Below are 20,342 nucleotides of genomic sequence, written 5' to 3'. Positions count from 1 at the left end.
TAAGAGGTACTGCGAAATAAGGAGAGAAGCTAGGATGGATATTCGCTTGGATCAAGATTGGCGTATGCGGCCAATCAAAGGCGACACCGGGAAAGCCTATATCGGGCTCAAGGACAACGACAAAGTCTTTATCAAACGAAATACGACCCCGATGCTTGCGGCACTCTCTAAAGAGGGCATTGCACCCAAACTCGTCTGGACGAAACGGACGGGAAATGGGGATACGCTCTCCGCACAAGAATGGCTGGATGGACGGGTCTTAGATCCCGATGAAATCGGCCAAAGAAATGATGTCATTGATGTGTTGTATCACTTGCATCATTCAAAAACGTTGGCACAGATGCTAAGCAAAATCGGCGGACAAGTCAGATCGCCTGAACAGATGCTGATGGATTATCAGGATCAGCTGCCTTCTGCGGTCGCCCAAAACCGTTTTATTCATTTGGTCACCGAGTATTTAAAAACCAATATTCCAGCTTTTGACGAGCAGAAAGCCGCGGTCGTCCATGGCGATGTCAATTATCGAAATTGGCTAGTTTGTCAAAACTATTTGTATTTAGTCGATTGGGATTCCGTGATGTTTGCAGATCCGGCAATCGATATCGGCACTATTTTAGGTCACTATGTGCCATTATCTGGCTGGTCTCATTGGCTCGTGCGCTATGGTATCCACAGCAGCAGCGAAGTGATCGAAAAGATTTATTGGTACGCATTGTTGAGTATGCTGCAAGAGGTCAAAAAATATTATCTGCGAGGCGATTACAAAGCCATGAATGCAGAGATTTTACAATTAAAACGAATTTATAGCGAATGAAGAGAAGATGGAGCGAGGCAATTTGGTTCCATCTTGTTTTTTCGGAAAGGAAGAAACATGAGAGTAAGAAAACGTGCAGGTGCAAAAGAGCTGATTGACGCTCATCCAGAATACGTCGTGGCAGAGCCTACTGAATGGAAAGGGCGTTGGCATGAACGCTTTGGCAATGATCACCCGCTGCATATCGAAATTGGAATGGGAAAAGGCCAATTTATTACGGAAATGGCGAAAGCTCATCCCGAGATCAATTATATTGGTGTGGAAATGCAGATTAGTGTCGTTTCGATCGCATTAGATAAAATGATCGAGCAGGAGATCCCGAACTTGCAACTGCTGCATGTCGATGGTTCCGCATTGACCAACTATTTTGCAGACAATGAAGTAGACCAGATCTATTTGAATTTTTCTGATCCATGGCCTAAGAAGAAGCATGAGAAGCGCCGTTTGACTTCCAAAGCCTTTTTAGCAGTCGACGAGCAGATTTTACGTCCCAACGGCGAGATCCATTTCAAAACGGATAACCAAGGATTGTTTGAGTATTCCTTAGCGAGCTTTTCTCAATACGGCATGATTATCAAACAAGTTTGGTTGGACTTGCATAACAGTTCCTTTGAGAACAATATCATGACGGAATATGAAGAAAAATTCTCAAGCCGCGGGCAGCGGATCTATCGGGTGGAAGCCCAATTTGTGGCAAAAGAACCACAGAAATAAACGAATGATGAAAGATGAAGCAAATTTGCTTCATCTTTTTTTTCTATTCTCAAAGCGTTTGCGTATTTCTTTTTAGGAGGGATAAGTCGTGGATATTCGAGCATTCTCAGACGAGTTGATTCTTTATGGAAGACAAGAACGCATGCAGGATCTGTCCATTTTGCCTAGCGGTACACAGATGGAGGTGATTTTCAGTAAAAGCTATCTCAGAAAGACCTATCAAGTACTGACCAACGAAGAAGCTCAGCAGCTGATCACCCGCTTCAAATTTTTAGGAGGAATGGAGGTGGGAGAACGGCGCAAAGCTCAGTTAGGCGCAGTCAGCTATCTGTTAGGCGATCAGCTACAGCGGTTGCGCGTCTCAACGGTGGGTGATTATCAAGGGCGTGAAAGTCTCGTGATGCGGTTTCTTTATCCTTTGAACAAGGAGCATCTGCGCTATTTTTTTGCAGAAGACGTCCAGCAGATCCAACAGACAACCAAACAAAGAGGCCTATATTTATTTTCTGGTCCCACTGGCTCAGGAAAATCGACCCTCATGTATCAATTAGCACGGGCAACCAAGGGACAAGTCATTACCATCGAAGATCCTGTGGAGATTGAAGAGCCGCATTTTTTGCAGCTGCAGACCAATTTGAAAATCGGACAAGACTATGATGAATTGATTCGCTTGTCTTTACGGCATCGTCCGGACCTGCTTTTGATTGGCGAGATCCGTAACAAAGAGACGGCGCAAGCCGCTGTACGAGCCGCTCTGACAGGTCATCGAGTATTTGCCACGATCCATGCACGAGGCGTAGCAGAAACCAAGACACGGCTGCTGGAATTGCTAGGGGCAGACGATCTTCTGGCGCACGCGTTGCAAGGGATCGTTTATCAGCGATTGTTGCCGAATGAAGTCAACGAACCCCATGGATTGCTGGCGTATCACTTTTATGAGGGGCAAGTGGAAAAACAGTGGCAGCACGTATTAAAACGAGTGAAAGAAAGTGGGTGGATCACCGATGAAGTTTATGAAAAAGAAGCCCCAGCTACCACGCCGTGCAACTGAAGCCCTCTTGGTCACCTTCACGGTGTTATTGGAGAGTGGCTTTTCCCTACAAGAAAGCCTCCAAGTGTTGCTGCGCAGTCGCCAGTTTTCTGAACCTGTGATCGAACAGCTGATTGCCCATCTTGCCCAAGGGCAAAGCTTGGCAGCAGCAGTAGCGCCGTTGTCTTTATCGGCTACCGAAAAAAATCAGCTTTATTTAGCAGAAAGTCATGGGAATCTCACGACGACCTTGCGGCGGATGGTCGACTACCACAAATTGGTCAACAAGCAAAAACAGCTGCTGTACAAAGTAGCGGCCTATCCGCTTTTGCTACTGGTCTTTTTAGTGGCGGCTCTCTTTGGCATGCATCGCTTTTTAATGCCTCAATTGTTAGCCTCTGGCATGATCGACGAAGGTCATTGGGGCATTCGCGCCATCACTTGGGCACCAGCAGTACTTATCCTCTTCTTGTTGGTAAGTGTGCTGCTTTTTGTGATCAGCCGCTGGGTATTTGCCCGCCGCACTGCCTTGCAAAAAGCTGTATTCTTCAGCCACCTGCCATTGTTCGGAGCATTGTACACGAGTTATCACACGAGTTTTTTCGCATTGGAATGGGGCAAGTTGTTTCAGCAAGGGTTAGATATCCAACAGATCATTGAGTGTATGGAGCACACCAATAAAGCTACCTTGATCCAAGAATTAGCGCGAGAGTTGCGAGTGACCTTGACACTTGGCGGAGAACTCCCAGAAAAACTTCGTCATTTCTCGTTTCTCACACCAGAATTTTCTTTGATCGTCTTTCAAGGAGAAGTACGGGGAAAGTTAGGAGAAGAGCTTTTTTTATACAGTCAATTATTGATGGATCGCTTGTTTCAACGAATCGAAAAAGCTATTCACTGGGTTCAGCCTCTGATTTTTTTGTTGGTTGCTTTAATGATCGTTGGGATCTATGCCGCTATGTTTTTACCAATCTATGGAAATATCCAAGGAGTGATCGAATGATAGAAAAGAAAGTCGCATCTTCTCGCAAGCAGGGGATTTGGCGTGTCAAAAAAGGCTTTACATTGGTTGAAATGTTGGTTGTTTTATTAGTGATCAGTATTTTGGTTTTGTTGTTTGTCCCAAATCTTGCCAAGCAAAGAGGAATCATTGATGAGAAAGGAAATGCGGCCATCGTGAAAGTGGTGGAAACCCAGATCGAACTCTTTCGTCTGAATGAAAATCGGGAGCCCTCGAGAGAAGAATTGATCGCTGAAGGGTATGTATCTGAGGAGCAATATGCGATTTATGAGCAAGGGGACTAAGGGCTGTCGACGTTGCTCTTTTGCTGGTTTTACTTTAATAGAAAGCCTTTTGGTCCTCATGGTCAGTAGTATGTTTCTCTTTTTTCCCGTCGTGGCCATCGAGTACTATCAACGATCTGCTGAAGTCTTAGGCTTTTGTGCACGCTTAGAAAAAGGCCTCTATACCATACAGCAATCGGCCATCATCGATAACACACAAACCCGAGCCGTTTATCAAGCAGCGCCAACGCCAACTGTTTCATTTTATGGCGCTGCAACTGAGCCGGTCACCAAGATCGAAGTCCCTCCTCAACTAGCGATGCAGGCGTTTCCCGATATTCTTTTTAGTAGTCAGTCCGGCAACAATAGCAGTCTGCGAAGGATCGTTTTCTATTGGCAGGAGAAAAAGCAAACCATCAGCTATAAGTTTTTATTTGGGAGCGGACGCTATGAAAAAATCGTTGAATAGCGGGTTCATCTTAGCAGAAAGCCTGATTGGCTTTGGGGTGTTGGCAACCTGTGTGTTATTGTTTTTAGCGATGCAGACCGCTTCACTGACGCAAAGTGCGGCATTGCAGGAAAAAGCCCAAATGCTGCGGGTGCTGTATGAAGAAGTCCAGAACCACTCCTTTGATGCGTCAACCATTACCTACACGACGCAGCGTCAGACGGTCTATCAAGTTCGCTTTTGGCAAGCAGCGCAGCATCAACAGGCACGCATCCAAAGTGGCGAACAGCTCTGGGAGATTGTGTATGAAGAGTAAAGGCTTTACTTTGTTGGAGTGTCTGTTGTCTTTATGGGTATTGGCGATCTGCTTATTGATGATCAGCGGGATCGTCAAGCACCTCGCACCGGTCAATCAGCAGATCATGGCTCGCAAAGATCAAGAATGGCATGTTTTTTTGTTTCAGTTGGAACGGGAATTAAGTACCTGTGTCTATCTATCAGTCAGCGAGAACACGCTATATTTGCGAAGCAGTCAAAACAATTCGGTAACGATCGATCGCATCAACCGCGTGTTGCGGAAACGGGACAACAATGGCTATCAACCGTTGTTGACAGAAGTGGCAGATGTGTCTTTTGAGAAAATTGGCGCAGCGATCCGCTTTACCGTTTCCTTTGAGAATGGAGACCAGAAAATTGGACAATGGAAAATACACTCACAAGAGGCGGCATAAAGGCGGTATTTTACTCACAGCATTGTTGTTTGTGCAGCTGTTGAGCTTGATGTTATTGCTGGTGTTAGAAAACAGCCGCACAACAGCCCTTTTTTATACAAAAACCATTGAAACCTATGAAGCCCGTATTATGAGTGAACTTTTCCATGCGGAATTCTTGCAAAACGAGTTGGAAGATCGAGGGACACGGTTTTATAATGTAGGAAAGTTGACTTATGAACGGCAAGGACAGAGCTTACAGATCGAATGCTATGTCAAAAGTCGGCGATTTACTTTTACCTTTTTGTTGCCTGAAGAGCAGCCTGAAATAGACACAGATGACCAAGAAGAATAGTACAGGAAAAGGATGGTTGTTTCGACCATCCTTTTTCATACAGAAATAGAAAAAGAATGTTTACAGCTTCACAAATTATTCTAAACGAAAGCGATTGATTATTTTGGATGAATCGGCTAAAATTAAACAGGTATATATGTTGTTATAGTTTTGAAAAGAGGTGCAAGATGTCCGCAGAAAAAATGGAAACGTCTTTTCATTTGACCGTTGAAGCGATCCAACTGCTTCAAAACGCATTGGAAACGTCTTTTTTTGATGCTTACGTAGAGACGATCGAAAATTTTGTTGATCAATACCAAGTTCGCGTGATCGATGGGGTACCAGATGAAGCAACTGCTGCTCGTTTAGAAACCATCTATCAAGAAATTCGAGCAATGGAACTATCGGCAGAAGAAAAACGCAAGCTTGCGCAGTTGGTTTTGTTGAAAGGCAGCCAAACGGAGCGCCTGCAGGCCAATCACCAACTGACACCAGATAGTCTTGGGTTTTTATTCGTCTATTTGATCGAGCAGTTGAGTAGTGCCGATCAACCAGTGAAACTTCTTGATTTATCGGTAGGCATGGGGAATCTCTTATTGACAGTCTTGCTGAATCTGCAATTAGCCAAGCGTCCAGTAGAAGGAACCGGTGTGGATATTGACGAAACCTTGTTGGCGATCGCAGCTGCAACTGGCGAATGGACCAAAGCGCCCTTGCATTTGTTCCATCAAGATGGCTTGCAAGAGCTTTTGATCGAACCGATGGATCTGGCGATCAGCGATCTACCGGTGGGCTATTACCCACAAGATGACAAAGCCCGCAGCTTTATTACGGCGGCTCCAGAAGGACACAGTTACGCCCATCATTTGTTGATGGAACAAGCGATGAACTATGTCAAAGCTGGCGGTTACGGTTTGTTCTTACTACCAAGCAATTTCTTGGAAACGGAACAGAGTGAATTTTTGAAAAAATGGCTGAAAGAAAAGGTTTATTTGCAAGGAATGATTCAGCTTCCTGAAGAACTCTTTAAAAATGAACATTCACGTAAAAGTATATTGCTTTTACAAAACCACGGAGGGACAAGCAAACAAGCAGAAGAAGTCTTGCTGGTCAAGCTAGCCTCACTGAAAGAACCAAAGAACATCACAAAACTTTTTGAACAATTTGCGGCTTGGAAAGCAGCAAATCTGTAATATAATTCGGATAAGGAGATCATCATGTCAAAAACAATCGCAATCAATGCTGGAAGTTCAAGTTTAAAATGGCAATTATATCAAATGCCAGAGGAAACAGTTGTCGCTAAAGGAATCGTTGAACGAATCGGTTTGAAAGATTCTATCTTTACCATCAAATATGGGGAAGATCAAAAATTCGAACAAATCATCGATATCAACGATCACGAAGTAGCTGTAAAAATGTTATTGGATCAACTGATCGAATTAAACATTTTAGGTGCTTATGATGAAATCACTGGCGTCGGTCACCGCGTCGTTCACGGCGGAGAAGATTTCCCTGATTCAGTTGTGATCACAGACGAAGTGATGGAACGCATCCAAGCATTGGCTGAATTTGCGCCATTACACAACCCAGCAAACTTGATGGGGATCACTGCTTTCAAAAAAATCTTGCCTGAAATCATCAGTGTCGCTGTTTTTGATACTTCTTTCCATGCAACGATGCCAAAACACAATTACCTATACAGCTTGCCATTAGAGTACTATAACGAGTTTAAAGTACGTAAATACGGCTTCCACGGTACAAGCCACCGTTATGTTTCTGAGCGTGCGGCAGAAATGTTAGGCAAACCAATCGAAGAATTAAAAATCATCACTTGCCATCTAGGGAACGGTGCGTCGATCACTGCAGTTGACGGCGGAAAATCAGTAGATACATCAATGGGCTTCACGCCGTTAGCTGGTGTAACGATGGGAACACGTTCTGGTGACATCGATCCTGCTGTTTTGCCTTACTTAATGGAAAAATTAGATTTGAACATCGATGAAATGGTGGATGTTTTAAACAAAAAATCTGGTTTATTAGGCTTAACTGGTATTTCCAGCGACATGCGCGATCTAGAAGCAAACTACGACAAAGAAGAAGTCAAAGTTGCTTATGACGTCTTTACTGACCGCATCCGTAAATACATCGGTGGCTATGTAACGACCATGAACGGTGTCGATGCGATCGTCTTTACTGCTGGTATCGGTGAAAATGATGCCCACGTCCGCAGCGAAGTTATCAAAGGCATGACTTGGTTTGGTTGCGAATTAGATGCCGATCAAAATGCAAAACGCGGCGAAGAATTAGTGATCTCAACTGAAGAGTCAAAAGTCAAAGTACTTTTGATCCCAACAGATGAAGAATTAATGATCGCTCGTGATGTGGAACGTTTACGCGGCTAAGCGAAAACATTTCTTAGAATAGAAGCTGAAACACATGCAAGAGAAATGCTTGCATGTGTTTTTTTGTAGGAAAGTCCGCAAAACGGGACTAGAGAGAAAAATTGGTGAAGACCATTTTCTAATTTTTTAAACAGAAAATTTAATAATTATACATATGAAAATTGGCTCATACTGCACCTAGGTGGATGGCTTCTCATTTTGCTTTCATTTGAATTTAAATTTCCTTCCTTTTTTACAAGATGTTCTCAGGGAAATACCCTTGTAAAAGTTGCCAAATGGGAATAAACTGGCATTTGTGAATTTTCAGAAAAATTCCGCTATTTTATTTTCATTAATTTTTATAAGGGGCCATTATATATGGAAAAAGAAAAAACATTCTTAGGTCAGCCGCGAGGGCTGTCGACGTTATTCTTCACGGAAATGTGGGAACGATTCAGTTATTATGGTATGCGGGCGATTTTGGTGTACTTCATGTACGATGCAGTTGCCAACGGCGGCTTAGGGTTGCCAAAAGGAACGGCTGTGGCGATCATGTCGATTTACGGTTCCTTAGTGTATATGTCAAGTATTGTTGGCGGTTGGATCTCGGACCGTCTTTTAGGATCAAATAAATCCGTCTTTTATGGTGGGATCTTGATCATGTTAGGACACATCGTCTTGGCAACACCTTTAGGGATTCCAGCGTTGTTTGTGTCCATGATGCTGATCGTCATCGGAACCGGACTATTGAAATCCAACGTGTCGGGTATGGTGGGGCATTTGTACAGCAAAGACGATATCCGTCGGGATGCTGGTTTCTCAATTTTCTACATGGGGATCAATATCGGTGGCTTGTTAGCACCGATCATCGTCGGGATCTTAGGACAAGAGGTCAACTACCACTTAGGCTTTTCGATTGCTGCTATCGGGATGTTTATCGGTTTGGTGCAGTATTATGTGCAAGGAAAAACCACGTTGAAAAGTGTAGCGATCGCGCCAACGAATCCCTTATCGGCAGCCGAAAAGAAAACCTTCTTCCGAGCAGTCGTTCTGGTTCTTCTCGCATTGGCAGTGTTGTTTGGCGCAGCTGCTGCAACGGGCCATCTGACGGTTGATTTCTTCATCAACTTCATCAGTGTTCTAGGTATTTTCTTGCCGATCTACTACTTTACCAAAATGCTGCGTTCGAAAGATGTCACACCAGATGAAAAGAAAAAAGTGTTGGCCTACATTCCGCTGTTCTTGTCAGCGATCGTCTTTTGGTCCTTAGAAGAACAAGGCTCATCGATCTTGGCATTGTTTGCCGCTGACCGTACGCAATCAACGTTATTCGGCATCAATATTCCAGCAAGTTTGTATCAAACCTTAAATCCACTTTTTGTCGTCTTACTGACACCTGTCTTTGTCTGGTTGTGGACCAAACTAGGTTCTCGTCAACCCCGGACAGAAGTGAAGTTTGCCATTGGTTTGGTCTTAGCCGGTTTGTCCTTTCTATTGCTAATGCTGCCAAGCCTCTTGTTTGGAGTAGAAGAACGGGTCAGCCCATTATGGTTGGTATTGAGCTTCTTCATTATGATTGCGGGGGAAATGTGTCTTTCACCTGTGGGCTTGTCGGTGACGACCAAACTAGCGCCGAAAGCTTTCGAAGCACAAACCTTGGCGATTTGGTTGTTAGCAGACGCTTCTTCACAAGCCATCAATGCGCAAATCGCTCGGTTCTATACACCACAAACAGAAGGGATGTACTATGGCATCGTCGGCGGAGTAGCCGTTGTTGTCGGCATCATCTTGTATTTAGCTAGAAAACCGATCCGCAACTTGATCGGCAACATTCATTGATCAAAAAATAAAAACTTGATTTTCCGCCTATGCATGGATTGAACAACCCATGCTTACTGTAGGAAAATCAAGTTTTTTTGTTGCGAATCAATGTCTTAGTCAATCAATGGGCTTAGTGGCTGGCGTGTGATCTGCTGCTGTGCAATGACCAGGGCTTCTTGGAAGTGCTGCTGCAAAAAGTAGCGGTCATGGCTGACTGCCAGCAGGGTCCCTTGATAATCTTGCAGCATTTCTTCAATTTCTTCTCGGGCATAGCTGTCGAGGTGATTGGTTGGTTCATCCAAAATCAGGACGTTGATTTTTTCTAAAAAGAGTTTCAGTAACGCCAAACGGATTTTTTCACCACCAGATAAATCTTTGATTCGTTTGGCCACATCACTTTGATAAAACCCACTTTTGGCCAATTGCCGACGAGCAGCCTCTTCGTTTCCTGTCAACGTCTGTACGTAGGCCAACAAGCGGCTCTCAGGATCGGCAAACTGTAGCTGTTGGGGCAAATAGCCGATTTGTAAGCTGCTGCCGCGCTTGATAGTGCCGCCGCTAGGAAGCTCCTCACCGAGAAGTAATGTGAGTAAGGTTGATTTTCCGGTACCATTGTCGCCGATGATGGCTAGATGCTCCCCACGGTAGATTGCAAAACTGCTGTCTTTGAATAGGAGCTGATCGGCATATTGCTGGTGCAAGTCGCGAACGATGAACACCTCTTTACCTGATTTTCCGCCATTTGCCAAGCCTTGCAGCCGATTTTTCGGGGGCGCTGGCGGTTTGACCAGTGTAAGTTTCGCTAGGCGGCGTTCCAATTCTTTGGCTTTTTTGAAGAAGGATTCATTGTCTCCTTCATGGCCCCACTGACGAAATCGACGAATCATGACTTTCAGTCGCTGGACTTCTTTTTGCTGCAGTTCGTAATTTTTGGTCAGCTCCGCCAAGCGAGCTTCTTTCAAGACACGAAATCGGCTATAGTTCCCAGGATACTCAATCAGGGCGCCTTCTTCCAGTTCCCAGGTCTTGGTGGTGACTTGATCGAGAAAGTGTCGATCGTGAGAAACGACTAGAACCGCTTTTTTCGTATTCTGTAAATAATTTTCCAACCAGCGGATACTTGAAAGATCCAAGTGATTGGTTGGTTCATCCAGTAACAGCAAGTCAGCATCGGTGACTAACACTTTGGCTAAAGCGACTTTGACCCGTTCACCCCCGCTAAGGTCTGTTAACCGTGCGTCCTGCCGATGGGGAATTCCTAACCCTTGTAAGATCGCGGAAATTCGGTCTTCTAATCCATAACCGCCCAGCTCTTCAAAGCGCTGCTGCAGCTCGCCATAACGGATCAGACACTTCTCTAAATCAGTATCGGGTTCTGCCATCAAGGCTTCGTAATGGCTCATTTGCTGTTTGAGTTCTTGAATGTTAGCTGCAGAATGGAGCAGGTAGTGGGTAACGGTTGCTTCAGAAACTGTCAGCTCTTGCTCGACCGTCCCGATCCTCAAGCCTTTTTGGCGGCTGATAACGCCGCTATCGACACCTTCACTGCCAGTCAAGATTTGTAAAAAGGTTGATTTGCCCGTTCCGTTGATGCCGACTAGGGCAATTTTTTCCCCAGCTTCGATTTGGCAGGATAACTCCTCAAATAACGGATTCCCGCCGATGGTTTTTTTAATAGCAATTGCTTGTATGATCATGATCTCTCTCCTTGAGACCACTCAAAAAGGCCATGGATATCCATGGCCAGTGTTATTTAAACTCAGATTTTTTTGAGAAAAATACCTTGAGATGGCCATTGATTTTACGTAAATTTAACTGTTTTGGACAGACTCGTCCCGTCAACAGCAACTGTAAAACCAATTGCATGGCTAAATGCGATATGGTATCGTTGGTAATTTTCATTACTTGTTATTTTAGTCATGCGCATCATGGTCGTTTTCCCTCCTTTGTGTCTTTGTCTTTTCAGTGTACCTGAAAGTATCAGAAAGTTCAACCAGTACTGGCGGTTTCTTAGCGTTCCTCGATGCGTAATTCTGTCAGAGAGCTTTCTTTCATCTGACCGATGACCAAAGGAACGGTCTCATGAACCACATCGCTGTATTCTAAGCCGAACCAGCGTTCAGGTGAAATAGTATGGCGTTTGATAAAAAGCTTCGTCTGCATGACTTGCTTCTGCCATTTGCTTAATGCAGTTGCATTCGACAGCTCTTCTTCGATCATCACGAATTGGAAATCACCCACATTGCGTCCAGGCGTTAAGGAATAGCGTTGCGGCTGCAGCGGCAAGCGACCATCTTTCATCAATTCTTGAATGATTTGGCGAATGTAGAGATTGACTTCTTGCGGCACCCGAAAGCCGAGATAAAGCTTTAGTTTAACGATAAAATCGGTATCTGCCATCGAAACTTCATATTTTTTCGTATAAGGTTCATCGGTGACTTCCACATTGACGAACCAATACACTTTGGCACGCTTCGGCCGTTTGTCTAAAATGGAATAGATGAACTGCTGACCGATCTGATCGTCTTGCAGTTTAGGAACCATGAAGACGACGTTCGTCTGAGATAATGGCAAAGAATCATCTTCCCGCAACTGTTTCAATTGAGGGATGTAGGTAGAAAGTGCAACTTCTTCGGCAGCATTTTCTTGAATACGATTGCCCCATTCCCAAATCAGCATCACACCGATGATCACGCTGGCTAATAAGATGGCAACGTAACCGCCATGGAAAAATTTCGTCGCACTAGAGATAAAGAAAATGCCTTCGATCGCTGCAAAAAAGAGCGTGATGAACGGTGCCAAGAAACGGGTCTTCTTGTTTTGGTGCAAGTAGAAATACAGCAAAATAGTGGTCATCAACATCGTTACCGTAATGGCCAATCCATAAGCGGCTTCCATCCGAGTAGAGGTCTGGAAGAATAAGACTACGCCGGAACAGGCGATCCACAGCAAGGTGTTCAAGGCAGGAATATACATTTGCCCGATAGACGCCCCCGGATAGATGATTTGCATCCGCGGCAATAGTTTCAACTTGATGGCTTCAGAAACCAAGGTAAAGGAGCCAGACAGCAGAGCTTGCGAAGCAATGATGGCAGCGAGTGTGGCGAAGCTGACACCAAAGACTGTCCACCCTTGCGGCAACGCTTGGAAAAATGGGTTCAAGTTTTCGATTTCTTGATAAGTCGGGTTTTGATAGACTTGCAGCAGCCACGCCGCTTGACCAAAGTAATTCAGCATCAAGCAGATTTTGATATAGGGCCAGCTAGCATAAATGTTTTTCTTACCCACATGACCTAAGTCCGAGTAGAGGGCTTCCGCACCAGTAGTCGCCAAAAAGATATTGCCGAGAATAAAGAGACCAGCGCTGTTATCGGGACTAAAGAGCAGATTGATCGCATACCGGGGATCAAGGGCCCGAATCACCGAAAGGTCACCGGCAAAGTTCATCACACCGACGATGCCCAAGAAGGTGAACCAGCCTAGCATGATCGGTCCGAAGGCTTTGCCGACAAACTCAGTCCCAAAGCGCTGCAGGGCAAAGAGGACCAATAAGATTGCTAAGGTGATGCCGACGATGATCGATTGGTCATTGCCGAAGCGATCAAAAAAGGCTGGAATTCCCCGTAATCCTTCGATGGCAGTGGTTACGGTCACGGCAGGCGTCAATACCCCATCTGCTAGCAGGGCTGCGCCCCCGATGATCGCTGGAATAATCAAGTAGCGGCTGTTTTTACGAACTAAGGTATAAAGGGAAAAAATCCCGCCTTCTCCATGGTTATCCGCGTTTAATGCGATCAAGACGTACTTGATCGTCGTTAACAAGGTCAGCGTCCAAAAGACGAGCGAGACGCTGCCTAAGATAAAGTCGGGCGTTAAGGTGCGTAGTCCGCCATTATCCTCCACCAGGGCTTTCATTACGTAAAGTGGGCTCGTACCGATATCACCGTAGACCACCCCCATGGCGACTAAAAGTCCGCCGGCGGTCACTTTTTTCATTTTACTTGAACTCATTGACTGTTTTCCCTCCATTTTAAACTGCAAAAAGACCTAAGCGGCCCCTTGCCACTTAGGTCTTGCAAGAAACATCTTAAACCAGCGGATTCCCGCTTGCTGTTGATCTAAGATCATGGAACGATCCATGTGCTACTCCCCTAAAGTGCTCTTATTATCTTTGTTTTTGCAGCTCCTGTCAATTGATTTGATAAAAATGGCAATAAACATTTTTCTTTTACTACGTTTCAGCGTAAGATAACAATAGGTATGGAATAAGGAGGCAGGAAAATGATTGAGATCAAGAATCTGACGAAACAATATGGACCAAAAAAAGCATTGTCTGATCTTTCCCTGACGATTCGTCAAGGGGAGATCTTTGGCTTTCTGGGACACAACGGGGCAGGGAAGTCGACAACGATCAAAAGCTTAGTTAGTATTTTACAACCGACGAGTGGGGAAATTTTTTTTGACGGTCAATCCCTCGTGGAACATCGGGAAGCGATAAAAAAACAAATTGCCTATGTGCCGGACACGCCAGATTTGTTTTTACAGCTGACGGCTGGGGAATATTGGGACTTGATTGCAGCAGCGTATGAAGTACCAGCAGCGGAAAAGGCCGAGCGTTTGCAAAAATTAGGGCGCTTGTTTGATATGCTGTCTCATGAAGAAGAGACCATCGCTAGCTTTTCCCATGGAATGCGGCAAAAAACGCTGCTGATTGGGGCATTGATCCCCGATCCGGACATTTGGATCTTGGACGAACCATTGCAAGGCTTAGATCCCCAAGCAGCGTATGATTTAAAAGAAATGATGAAACAGCATGCTGCCAAGGGTAAGACCGTGATTTTTTCTACCCACGTCTTAGACACCGCCCAGCAGTTGTGTGATCAATTAGCGATTTTGAAAAAAGGTGAGCTGCTGTACAATGGCTCAGTGGCAGATTTGCTGGCACAGCATCCGTCGCTTTCTTTGGAAACAATCTATCTGCAAATGACTGGGAGAAGTCAAGAAGAAGCGATTCTTGCAGAAGCGGAGGAAGCGTAGATGCGAAAACAACAATTTCTGACGCTGACCTCCGTTAATTTGCGGTATGCCAATCCCCAACTAACAGACAAAGCCCGCAAAAAAGGCAAGGCTGGTTCGACCTTGACCAGTTATTTGTTGTTTCAATATGCGCTTTCTGGAGTGGTGTTTCTGCTAGTCTATGGTTTGACGATGATCACATTGGATTTTAGTCAGATGCCGGGCTTTTTTACCTATTATGTCGCTTTGTTCGGAATCTTAGGCTTTTCCCAAGGGATTTCGTCCATTTACAATGTCTTCTTCGAAAGTCAAGATCTGCCAGCGTATTTGCCGCTGCCCTTTCGACAGAGTGAAATTTTTCTGGCAAAGATCGTGGTGGTATTTCTTACCGTTGCGCCGTTTATTTTTCCTTTGTTGGTCTTATTTCTCCTGACAGGGATTCGGGCAAACGTCTTTTTCTTGCTGACGATCTTATGGGCGTTCTTGCTGTTCGGCTTGTTTTTAGTCTTGATCTTCAGCATTTGCAGCTTGATCGTCTTCAGCCTGACCCGCACCAAGTTTTTCTTGAAGCATAAAAAATTGGTCACTAGTTTATTGCTAGGTGTGACGATGCTGGTTGTTGTGATCGGGGTCTTAATGATGAATCAGGTGAATACTTATGAGACAGACGTGGTAGACCGGGGAGCGATCAGCTTTTTATTGCCTTTTTATTATGTGATGGTGGCACCGTTTCAAACGACCGGTTTGCTTAGCTTGCTAGGGATCATCGCCACAGCAGGCGTGCTGCTTTTTGCCCTCTATCGATTGATCTTGCCGAAGTTTTATGAGCAAGTGGCAGCCGCGGCGCCTAACCAAGGGAGTGTTCGTCGGAAGCATAAACCCAATCAAGGTTTGGGCCAGCTGTTGTTTAATTACAATTCGCAGTTGATCCGTGATCCGAATTTGATCATGCAAGTCTTTTCTTCCTCGTTACTGATGCCCATCATTTTTTTAGTGTCCTTTGTGTTTACTGGGGCGGTTCAGTTAAGTGAATTGGATGAGCGATTTATCGGTGTTGTTTTCGTGGCGGGGATCGCCTTGGCGGCACTGATGGTCAACCCGACTTCTTTTATCAGTAATTTGATTTCATTGGATCAGGAGAATTTCTTGTTTGTCCGCTCCTTGCCGTTATCGATGAAGCGCTACTTGCGGGAAAAATTCCGCTTTGGCGTCGTTTTGCAGCTGAGCTTAACGGCAGTCATCGTGCTGGCAGCAGTGCTTTTATTCAAAATGCCGCTGATTTTGGCTATCTCTTTCCTAGTAGGAGCACTTTGGAGCAGTTTTCTTTTGTGCTTGAAATATTTTGCTCGTGATTATCGATTGCTGCTTTTGGATTGGACCAATATCAGTCAATTGTTTACGAGAGGGGCGGGGAGTCTTGGGTTAGCCATTGGAACAGTCGCAACGCTATTTCTTTCCGTCATTGTTATCATCCTTTATGGCTTTGCTGCGACTTCGATTGATTTTTTGTTATTGAATGGTCCGGTTTTCTTTGTGATCCTCTTGACCAGCGTCCTTTGGATAGCCCACTATGACCATAGATTTTGGCGTCGTTTTTCCTAAGGGAAGCGACGCTTTGCTTTTTTTTATTTAAGGATGGATAAATTAACTATTTATTCAGAAAATTCAGAAAAACTATTTACAATCAAAAGGAAACATGGTTAGATAGGAGTACCTATTACTTTGCTTTCATTTTTTGCTGTACAAGTTTGGATAACCGACTTGTCAAAGAGCTGTGACCAAAGGCAAAAAGACCAATGAGACCTAAGTGCTCGTTGACTCTTTTGCTTTTGTCACGGTTTTTTTTGCACAAAAAAACCTGCCGTTCGTCGGCAGGTCGTCTAGCTATCAAGCTTTGGTGTGGTCTTTTTCTGGTAATTTGTTTTCTAGATCTGTCCGCACAACTAACACATCACAGCCAGCATGGCGAATGACATACTCAGACACGGAACCGATAAAGATTCGTTCCACGGCATTTAAACCAGTGGCACCGATCATAATCAAATCGATGTTGTGATCTTCGGGCAATTGTTTGGCAATGATTGGTTTTGGCGAGCCGTATTCAATCACTGTTTTGACTGCAGTTACTTGGTGTTTGCGGGCATAATCCTCATAGTCTTTCAAAGTTTGTTTGGCCATTTCGGTTGCTTGCTCAGCAAGCATGCCGTCAAAAGAAGAAACGGTTTGAAAGGCCCGAGTGTCGATCACATGTGCTAAAACTAATTCAGAATCATTCCGCTGTGCCACATTCACGGCTTTTTTGAAGGCTAATTCTGACTCGCTAGACCCATCGACGGCTACCATGATTCGTTGATATTGTTGTAACATAAGAAACACTCCCATCTGTTATCTTCTACTTTTATTGTAATGCTTTTTTCTGGAAAAAGAAAACCTAATCTTCCTTTTTTTTCATTTTTTGTGCCAGCAAGATGCTGAATGAAGCGGAAGAGAGCAACAACAACGCCAAATAAAACAAGGCAATCAGCTCTCTATCGACAAAGCCCACAACCAATGCCACTACGCCTAAAAGGAAATGAATGAGGCTATAGGTTTTTAAGAAGACTTTATTCGCCTCAGTAGTAGGGATCAAAGTGAAAAAAATCGCTTGTTTGGCATAAAGCAAATAACTGGTGCCGAATAATACGAGTGCCACGATCGTAAATAATAGAAGAATCATAAACATACGCCATCCTATTCTAAGTTGATAGGTTTAGTATAGCGAACCCTAGAAAGAATAGCAAAAGCCACCCTTACTTTGATATCAGATGGAGGACGTTGCACGGTTTCTAACGGCTAGAAAACGCAAAAAAGCCATCTGTTAAAAACAGATGGCACATTCTAAAAAGAATGGGTAATATCCGTTGATGCCGTTCTTTTTCCCATAGTATTGATCCCGCAAATTCTAGCAGGTGGGTTCCACGGTCTAAGCTTCGAACTACCAAAGGAAAAGGCATGTTACCAGCATTGACACAAGACGGATCCCAAGATATCAATAAAAATGTTCGGTCAACACACAAAAGGGACAACTCGTACATCACAGAATTCCCACCCTTATAGTAGCATAGGAATGACGAAGGTGCAATAAAGTTGTTTGAAAACGATACCAAAAAGTCACTATTTTTTTTAAGTACCTAGTTTTTTTTCTTTCGCTGCTGCAATTGTTGGTACCGTTGGCCCAACGCTTGCTCGTATTTACCGGTGGCTTTCGGTTGATAATAGTGGGTACCTTTTAGCTTATCAGGTAAATATTGCTGATCGACCCATGCATCATCAAAATTATGTGGGTATTGATAGCCAACTCCTCGATTCAAGCTTTCGGCGCCTTTGTAATGACTGTCTCGTAAATGATCTGGGACATCGCCAGCTTTACCGCTACGAATATCTGCGATCGCTGCATCCACTGCCATGTAGGCCGAGTTGGATTTTGGTGACAAACATAGATCGACCACCGTATCGGCCAAAGGGATCCGAGCTTCCGGCAAGCCCAAACGTTCAGCGGCTAACACAGCATTGACGGTTCGAGCAGCGGCTGCTGGGTTAGCTAAACCGATGTCTTCATAACCGATGACCATCAAGCGCCGACAAATGATCGCCAAATCGCCTGCCTCTACTAAACGACCTAAGTAATGCAGCGCACCATCCACATCGCTGCCGCGAATCGATTTTTGAAAAGCAGAGATCACATCATAGTGCGCATCCCCATCTTTATCATGGGTCAATGCTTTGCGCTGTACGCACTCTTCGATGATCGCTAAGGTCAAATGAATAATGCCGTCTGGTCCTTTTGGTGTGGAACGGGCAGCGAGTTCTAAGCCATTGAGGGCGCTTCGTAAATCACCGTTGGTCGCTCGCGAAAGATGCAAGCGGGCATCATCGGTCAATACGATGGTTTCTGATCCAAGTCCGCGAGTTTCATCTGCTAAAGCTTGATCAATGGCGGTCAAAATATCTTCTTCTTGGAGCGGTTTGACTTCAAAAATCTGTGTCCGACTGCGAATCGCTGGATTGATCGTAATGTAGGGATTTTCCGTCGTGGCACCGATCATAATAATCTTGCCGCTTTCTAAATGGGGCAGTAAAAAGTCTTGTTTTGTCTTGTCTAGTCGATGGACTTCATCAAGCAATAAAATGACAGTACCGCTCATTTTGGCTTCCTCTGCCACGATTTGCAGGTCTTTTTTTGTATCTGTGGCGGCGTTCAGCATGCGAAACGCATAGCGTGTCGAGCCGGCAATCGCACTGGCAATGCTGGTTTTTCCGGTTCCCGGCGGTCCGTATAGGATCATCGAAGAAAGCATTTTGGCTTCGACCATTCGGCGAATGATTTTCCCCGGGCCAACCAAATGCTGCTGTCCGACGACTTCATCTAAGTTCCGTGGCCGCATTCGATAAGCAAGTGGCTGCTGCATAAAACGATCCTCTCCTTTTCCTGTAAGTATAACATAAGAACGTACATTCTCATAAACAAGCTGATTTGCGTCCTTACGAAAACAAAAGGGCGCGTATTTTCCACTCAGTCAGCAAAAAACAGGTTCGTTGAAAAGAAATCGTTGAGATCACCGCAACTCTGTAGTCAAAGATAGTAAGTTGACCGAGAATTGTGTAGAATAAAGAGGGTGATGAGAATGGATGAATTAATGGCACTTTTTGCGACACAGCCGACAACGACCATCGCGCGTGCCTTATTAGGGATGTATTTGGAACATGAGACCCCAGAAGGAACATTAGGTGGGTATATCGTGGATTGTGAAGCGTATCTAGGTCCCGATGATCTGGCGGCTCATAGTGTGGGCATGCGAAACACACCAAGGGTTCGGGCGATGTATCAGGAACCCGGCACGATTTATTTATATACGATGCAGACGCATCGAATTGTCAACTTTATTACGCAACCAAAAGGCATCCCACAAGGAATCATGATTCGCGGGCTAGAACCGGTGGATGGGATTGACTTGATGGAACAACAGCGACAAAAAACGGGACCGGATGTAGCCAATGGCCCCGGGAAACTAGTACAGGCACTACAGATTCCAGCTGAGCTTTACGGCGAATCGATTTTTACGAGTCCGCTGCATTTGGTTCCTGAGCGCCGACGTACCCCAAAAGAAATTTTGGCATTGCCTCGAATTGGTATCCCGAACAAAGGGGAGTGGACTCAGATGCCGCTTCGATTTGCGGTAGCTGGTAATCCTTATTTAACAAATATACGAAAAGCCGCTGTTCAGCAAGATCATGGCTGGCTAGAAAGAAGGAATAGTGATGGCGAAAGAAACGATATTGACTTACTTAGATCAGCGATTAACGAAAAAAATCTCCGATTATGATGTGGCGATCGATTGGGATGCCAAAAATCATACCATCGAATTGGTGTTGCGCTTGTTTGCCGAAAATCCTCAACAAGTCCAAATCGACGATGCGCAAGGTGTGGCATCAGAGGAAGCGATCATTGAATTTGAAGATGGGATTTTGTTGTATGATCCACAAAAATCAACGTTTGATGAAGAAGATTATTTAGCGACGATTCCTTATGCAGGAAAAAAAGGGATCCAAAAAGCGTTGTTAGACGGATTGGTTGATTACATTCAAGAAATTTTAGAAGAAGGCCAAAGCGATCTGCTTGATTTCTTGAACGATGACAGTGAAGAAGCGATCTTTGAATTGCGATTCAACGAAGAAGCATTTGTGGAGAAAATGACGAACTATCAAGCCGGGGCTGGGGAAACCATGATCCCGTACCCTAGTTACTAAGGA

The 20,342-nt window shown here is 44.7% G+C and carries 21 protein-coding genes and 1 other RNA gene; 16 read left to right on the top strand and 6 right to left on the bottom strand.

Features of this window, described 5'->3' with window-relative positions:
- Positions 1-34 precede the first annotated feature (34 nt).
- The 12 genes from A5882_RS02860 to A5882_RS02805 all read left to right on the top strand — a co-directional run bounded on the left by A5882_RS02860 (position 35) and on the right by A5882_RS02805 (position 9,554).
- A complete protein-coding gene (locus A5882_RS02860; RefSeq protein ID WP_005233409.1) occupies positions 35-814 on the top strand; it encodes a phosphotransferase family protein in 780 nt (259 codons plus the stop codon).
- A 57-nt stretch (positions 815-871) separates the two neighbouring features.
- Entirely contained in the window at positions 872-1,528 is a 657-nt protein-coding gene (gene trmB, locus A5882_RS02855) for a tRNA (guanosine(46)-N7)-methyltransferase TrmB (RefSeq protein WP_005233410.1), read from the top strand.
- Between the two features lie 88 nt (positions 1,529-1,616).
- Complete coding sequence (gene comGA, locus A5882_RS02850) at positions 1,617-2,579, top strand: competence type IV pilus ATPase ComGA (protein ID WP_016612984.1); 963 nt, start codon at positions 1,617-1,619, stop codon at positions 2,577-2,579.
- Complete coding sequence (gene comGB / locus A5882_RS02845; RefSeq protein ID WP_016612983.1) at positions 2,533-3,561, top strand: competence type IV pilus assembly protein ComGB; 1,029 nt, start codon at positions 2,533-2,535, stop codon at positions 3,559-3,561. Before comGA ends, comGB begins: the two co-directional genes overlap by 47 nt.
- The gene (comGC, locus tag A5882_RS02840; RefSeq protein ID WP_005233413.1) at positions 3,558-3,863 is read left to right on the top strand and encodes a competence type IV pilus major pilin ComGC; all 306 of its coding nucleotides are present in this window, start codon (positions 3,558-3,560) and stop codon (positions 3,861-3,863) included. Before comGB ends, comGC begins: the two co-directional genes overlap by 4 nt.
- Positions 3,847-4,311 carry a competence type IV pilus minor pilin ComGD gene (comGD, locus tag A5882_RS02835; protein WP_005233414.1) on the top strand — a complete coding sequence of 155 codons (465 nt, stop codon included), beginning with the start codon at positions 3,847-3,849 and terminating at the stop codon, positions 4,309-4,311. Before comGC ends, comGD begins: the two co-directional genes overlap by 17 nt.
- Positions 4,292-4,606, top strand: a complete 315-nt coding sequence (locus tag A5882_RS02830; protein WP_005233415.1) for a hypothetical protein — start codon at positions 4,292-4,294, stop codon at positions 4,604-4,606. Before comGD ends, A5882_RS02830 begins: the two co-directional genes overlap by 20 nt.
- The gene (gene comGF, locus A5882_RS02825) at positions 4,596-5,021 is read left to right on the top strand and encodes a competence type IV pilus minor pilin ComGF (RefSeq protein ID WP_005233416.1); all 426 of its coding nucleotides are present in this window, start codon (positions 4,596-4,598) and stop codon (positions 5,019-5,021) included. Before A5882_RS02830 ends, comGF begins: the two co-directional genes overlap by 11 nt.
- Positions 4,984-5,355, top strand: coding sequence for a competence type IV pilus minor pilin ComGG (gene comGG / locus A5882_RS02820; protein ID WP_008382038.1), 372 nt, complete (start codon positions 4,984-4,986; stop codon positions 5,353-5,355). Before comGF ends, comGG begins: the two co-directional genes overlap by 38 nt.
- A gap of 167 nt (positions 5,356-5,522) precedes the next feature.
- Positions 5,523-6,527: a class I SAM-dependent methyltransferase gene (locus tag A5882_RS02815; RefSeq protein ID WP_005233418.1), complete on the top strand. Its 1,005-nt coding sequence runs from the start codon at positions 5,523-5,525 to the stop codon at positions 6,525-6,527.
- Between the two features lie 24 nt (positions 6,528-6,551).
- Positions 6,552-7,736 (top strand): acetate/propionate family kinase, encoded by a 1,185-nt coding sequence (locus A5882_RS02810; RefSeq protein ID WP_005233419.1) that lies wholly within the window; start codon positions 6,552-6,554, stop codon positions 7,734-7,736.
- Positions 7,737-8,093: 357 nt separating this feature from the next.
- Positions 8,094-9,554 (top strand): peptide MFS transporter, encoded by a 1,461-nt coding sequence (locus tag A5882_RS02805; RefSeq protein WP_005227746.1) that lies wholly within the window; start codon positions 8,094-8,096, stop codon positions 9,552-9,554.
- A gap of 95 nt (positions 9,555-9,649) precedes the next feature.
- Here A5882_RS02805 and abc-f read toward each other — a convergent pair whose 3' ends face one another.
- Together abc-f and A5882_RS02795 are read right to left on the bottom strand one after the other, a co-directional pair.
- Positions 9,650-11,233, bottom strand: a complete 1,584-nt coding sequence (gene abc-f / locus A5882_RS02800; protein ID WP_008382043.1) for a ribosomal protection-like ABC-F family protein — start codon at positions 11,231-11,233, stop codon at positions 9,650-9,652.
- 313 nt (positions 11,234-11,546) lie between these two features.
- Complete coding sequence (locus tag A5882_RS02795; protein ID WP_008382045.1) at positions 11,547-13,547, bottom strand: KUP/HAK/KT family potassium transporter; 2,001 nt, start codon at positions 13,545-13,547, stop codon at positions 11,547-11,549.
- A gap of 270 nt (positions 13,548-13,817) precedes the next feature.
- On the opposite strand from A5882_RS02795, the gene A5882_RS02790 reads away from it, so the two are divergent.
- Complete coding sequence (locus tag A5882_RS02790) at positions 13,818-14,573, top strand: ABC transporter ATP-binding protein (protein WP_008382046.1); 756 nt, start codon at positions 13,818-13,820, stop codon at positions 14,571-14,573.
- Positions 14,574-16,154, top strand: a complete 1,581-nt coding sequence (locus A5882_RS02785; protein WP_086372394.1) for an ABC transporter — start codon at positions 14,574-14,576, stop codon at positions 16,152-16,154.
- A gap of 285 nt (positions 16,155-16,439) precedes the next feature.
- Here A5882_RS02785 and A5882_RS02780 read toward each other — a convergent pair whose 3' ends face one another.
- The 4 genes from A5882_RS02780 to A5882_RS02765 all read right to left on the bottom strand — a co-directional run bounded on the left by A5882_RS02780 (position 16,440) and on the right by A5882_RS02765 (position 19,000).
- Complete coding sequence (locus tag A5882_RS02780) at positions 16,440-16,919, bottom strand: universal stress protein (protein ID WP_061053361.1); 480 nt, start codon at positions 16,917-16,919, stop codon at positions 16,440-16,442.
- 64 nt (positions 16,920-16,983) lie between these two features.
- The gene (locus A5882_RS02775; RefSeq protein WP_005233435.1) at positions 16,984-17,274 is read right to left on the bottom strand and encodes a hypothetical protein; all 291 of its coding nucleotides are present in this window, start codon (positions 17,272-17,274) and stop codon (positions 16,984-16,986) included.
- 168 nt (positions 17,275-17,442) lie between these two features.
- A non-coding RNA gene (ssrS, locus tag A5882_RS02770) (6S RNA) lies at positions 17,443-17,637 on the bottom strand.
- Positions 17,638-17,722: 85 nt separating this feature from the next.
- Entirely contained in the window at positions 17,723-19,000 is a 1,278-nt protein-coding gene (locus A5882_RS02765) for a replication-associated recombination protein A (protein WP_061053360.1), read from the bottom strand.
- Between the two features lie 216 nt (positions 19,001-19,216).
- Between A5882_RS02765 and A5882_RS02760 the strand changes: the two genes are divergently transcribed.
- Both A5882_RS02760 and A5882_RS02755 read left to right on the top strand, forming a co-directional pair.
- A complete protein-coding gene (locus A5882_RS02760) occupies positions 19,217-19,915 on the top strand; it encodes a DNA-3-methyladenine glycosylase (RefSeq protein ID WP_086372393.1) in 699 nt (232 codons plus the stop codon).
- A complete protein-coding gene (locus A5882_RS02755) occupies positions 19,851-20,339 on the top strand; it encodes a DUF3013 family protein (RefSeq protein ID WP_034872159.1) in 489 nt (162 codons plus the stop codon). Before A5882_RS02760 ends, A5882_RS02755 begins: the two co-directional genes overlap by 65 nt.
- The last annotated feature ends 3 nt before the right edge of the window (positions 20,340-20,342 follow it).

The organism is Enterococcus sp. 4E1_DIV0656, assembly GCF_002140695.1.
Taxonomy (GTDB): domain Bacteria; phylum Bacillota; class Bacilli; order Lactobacillales; family Enterococcaceae; genus Enterococcus_D; species Enterococcus_D entomosocium.
This window is presented reverse-complemented; position numbering and strand designations above follow the sequence as displayed.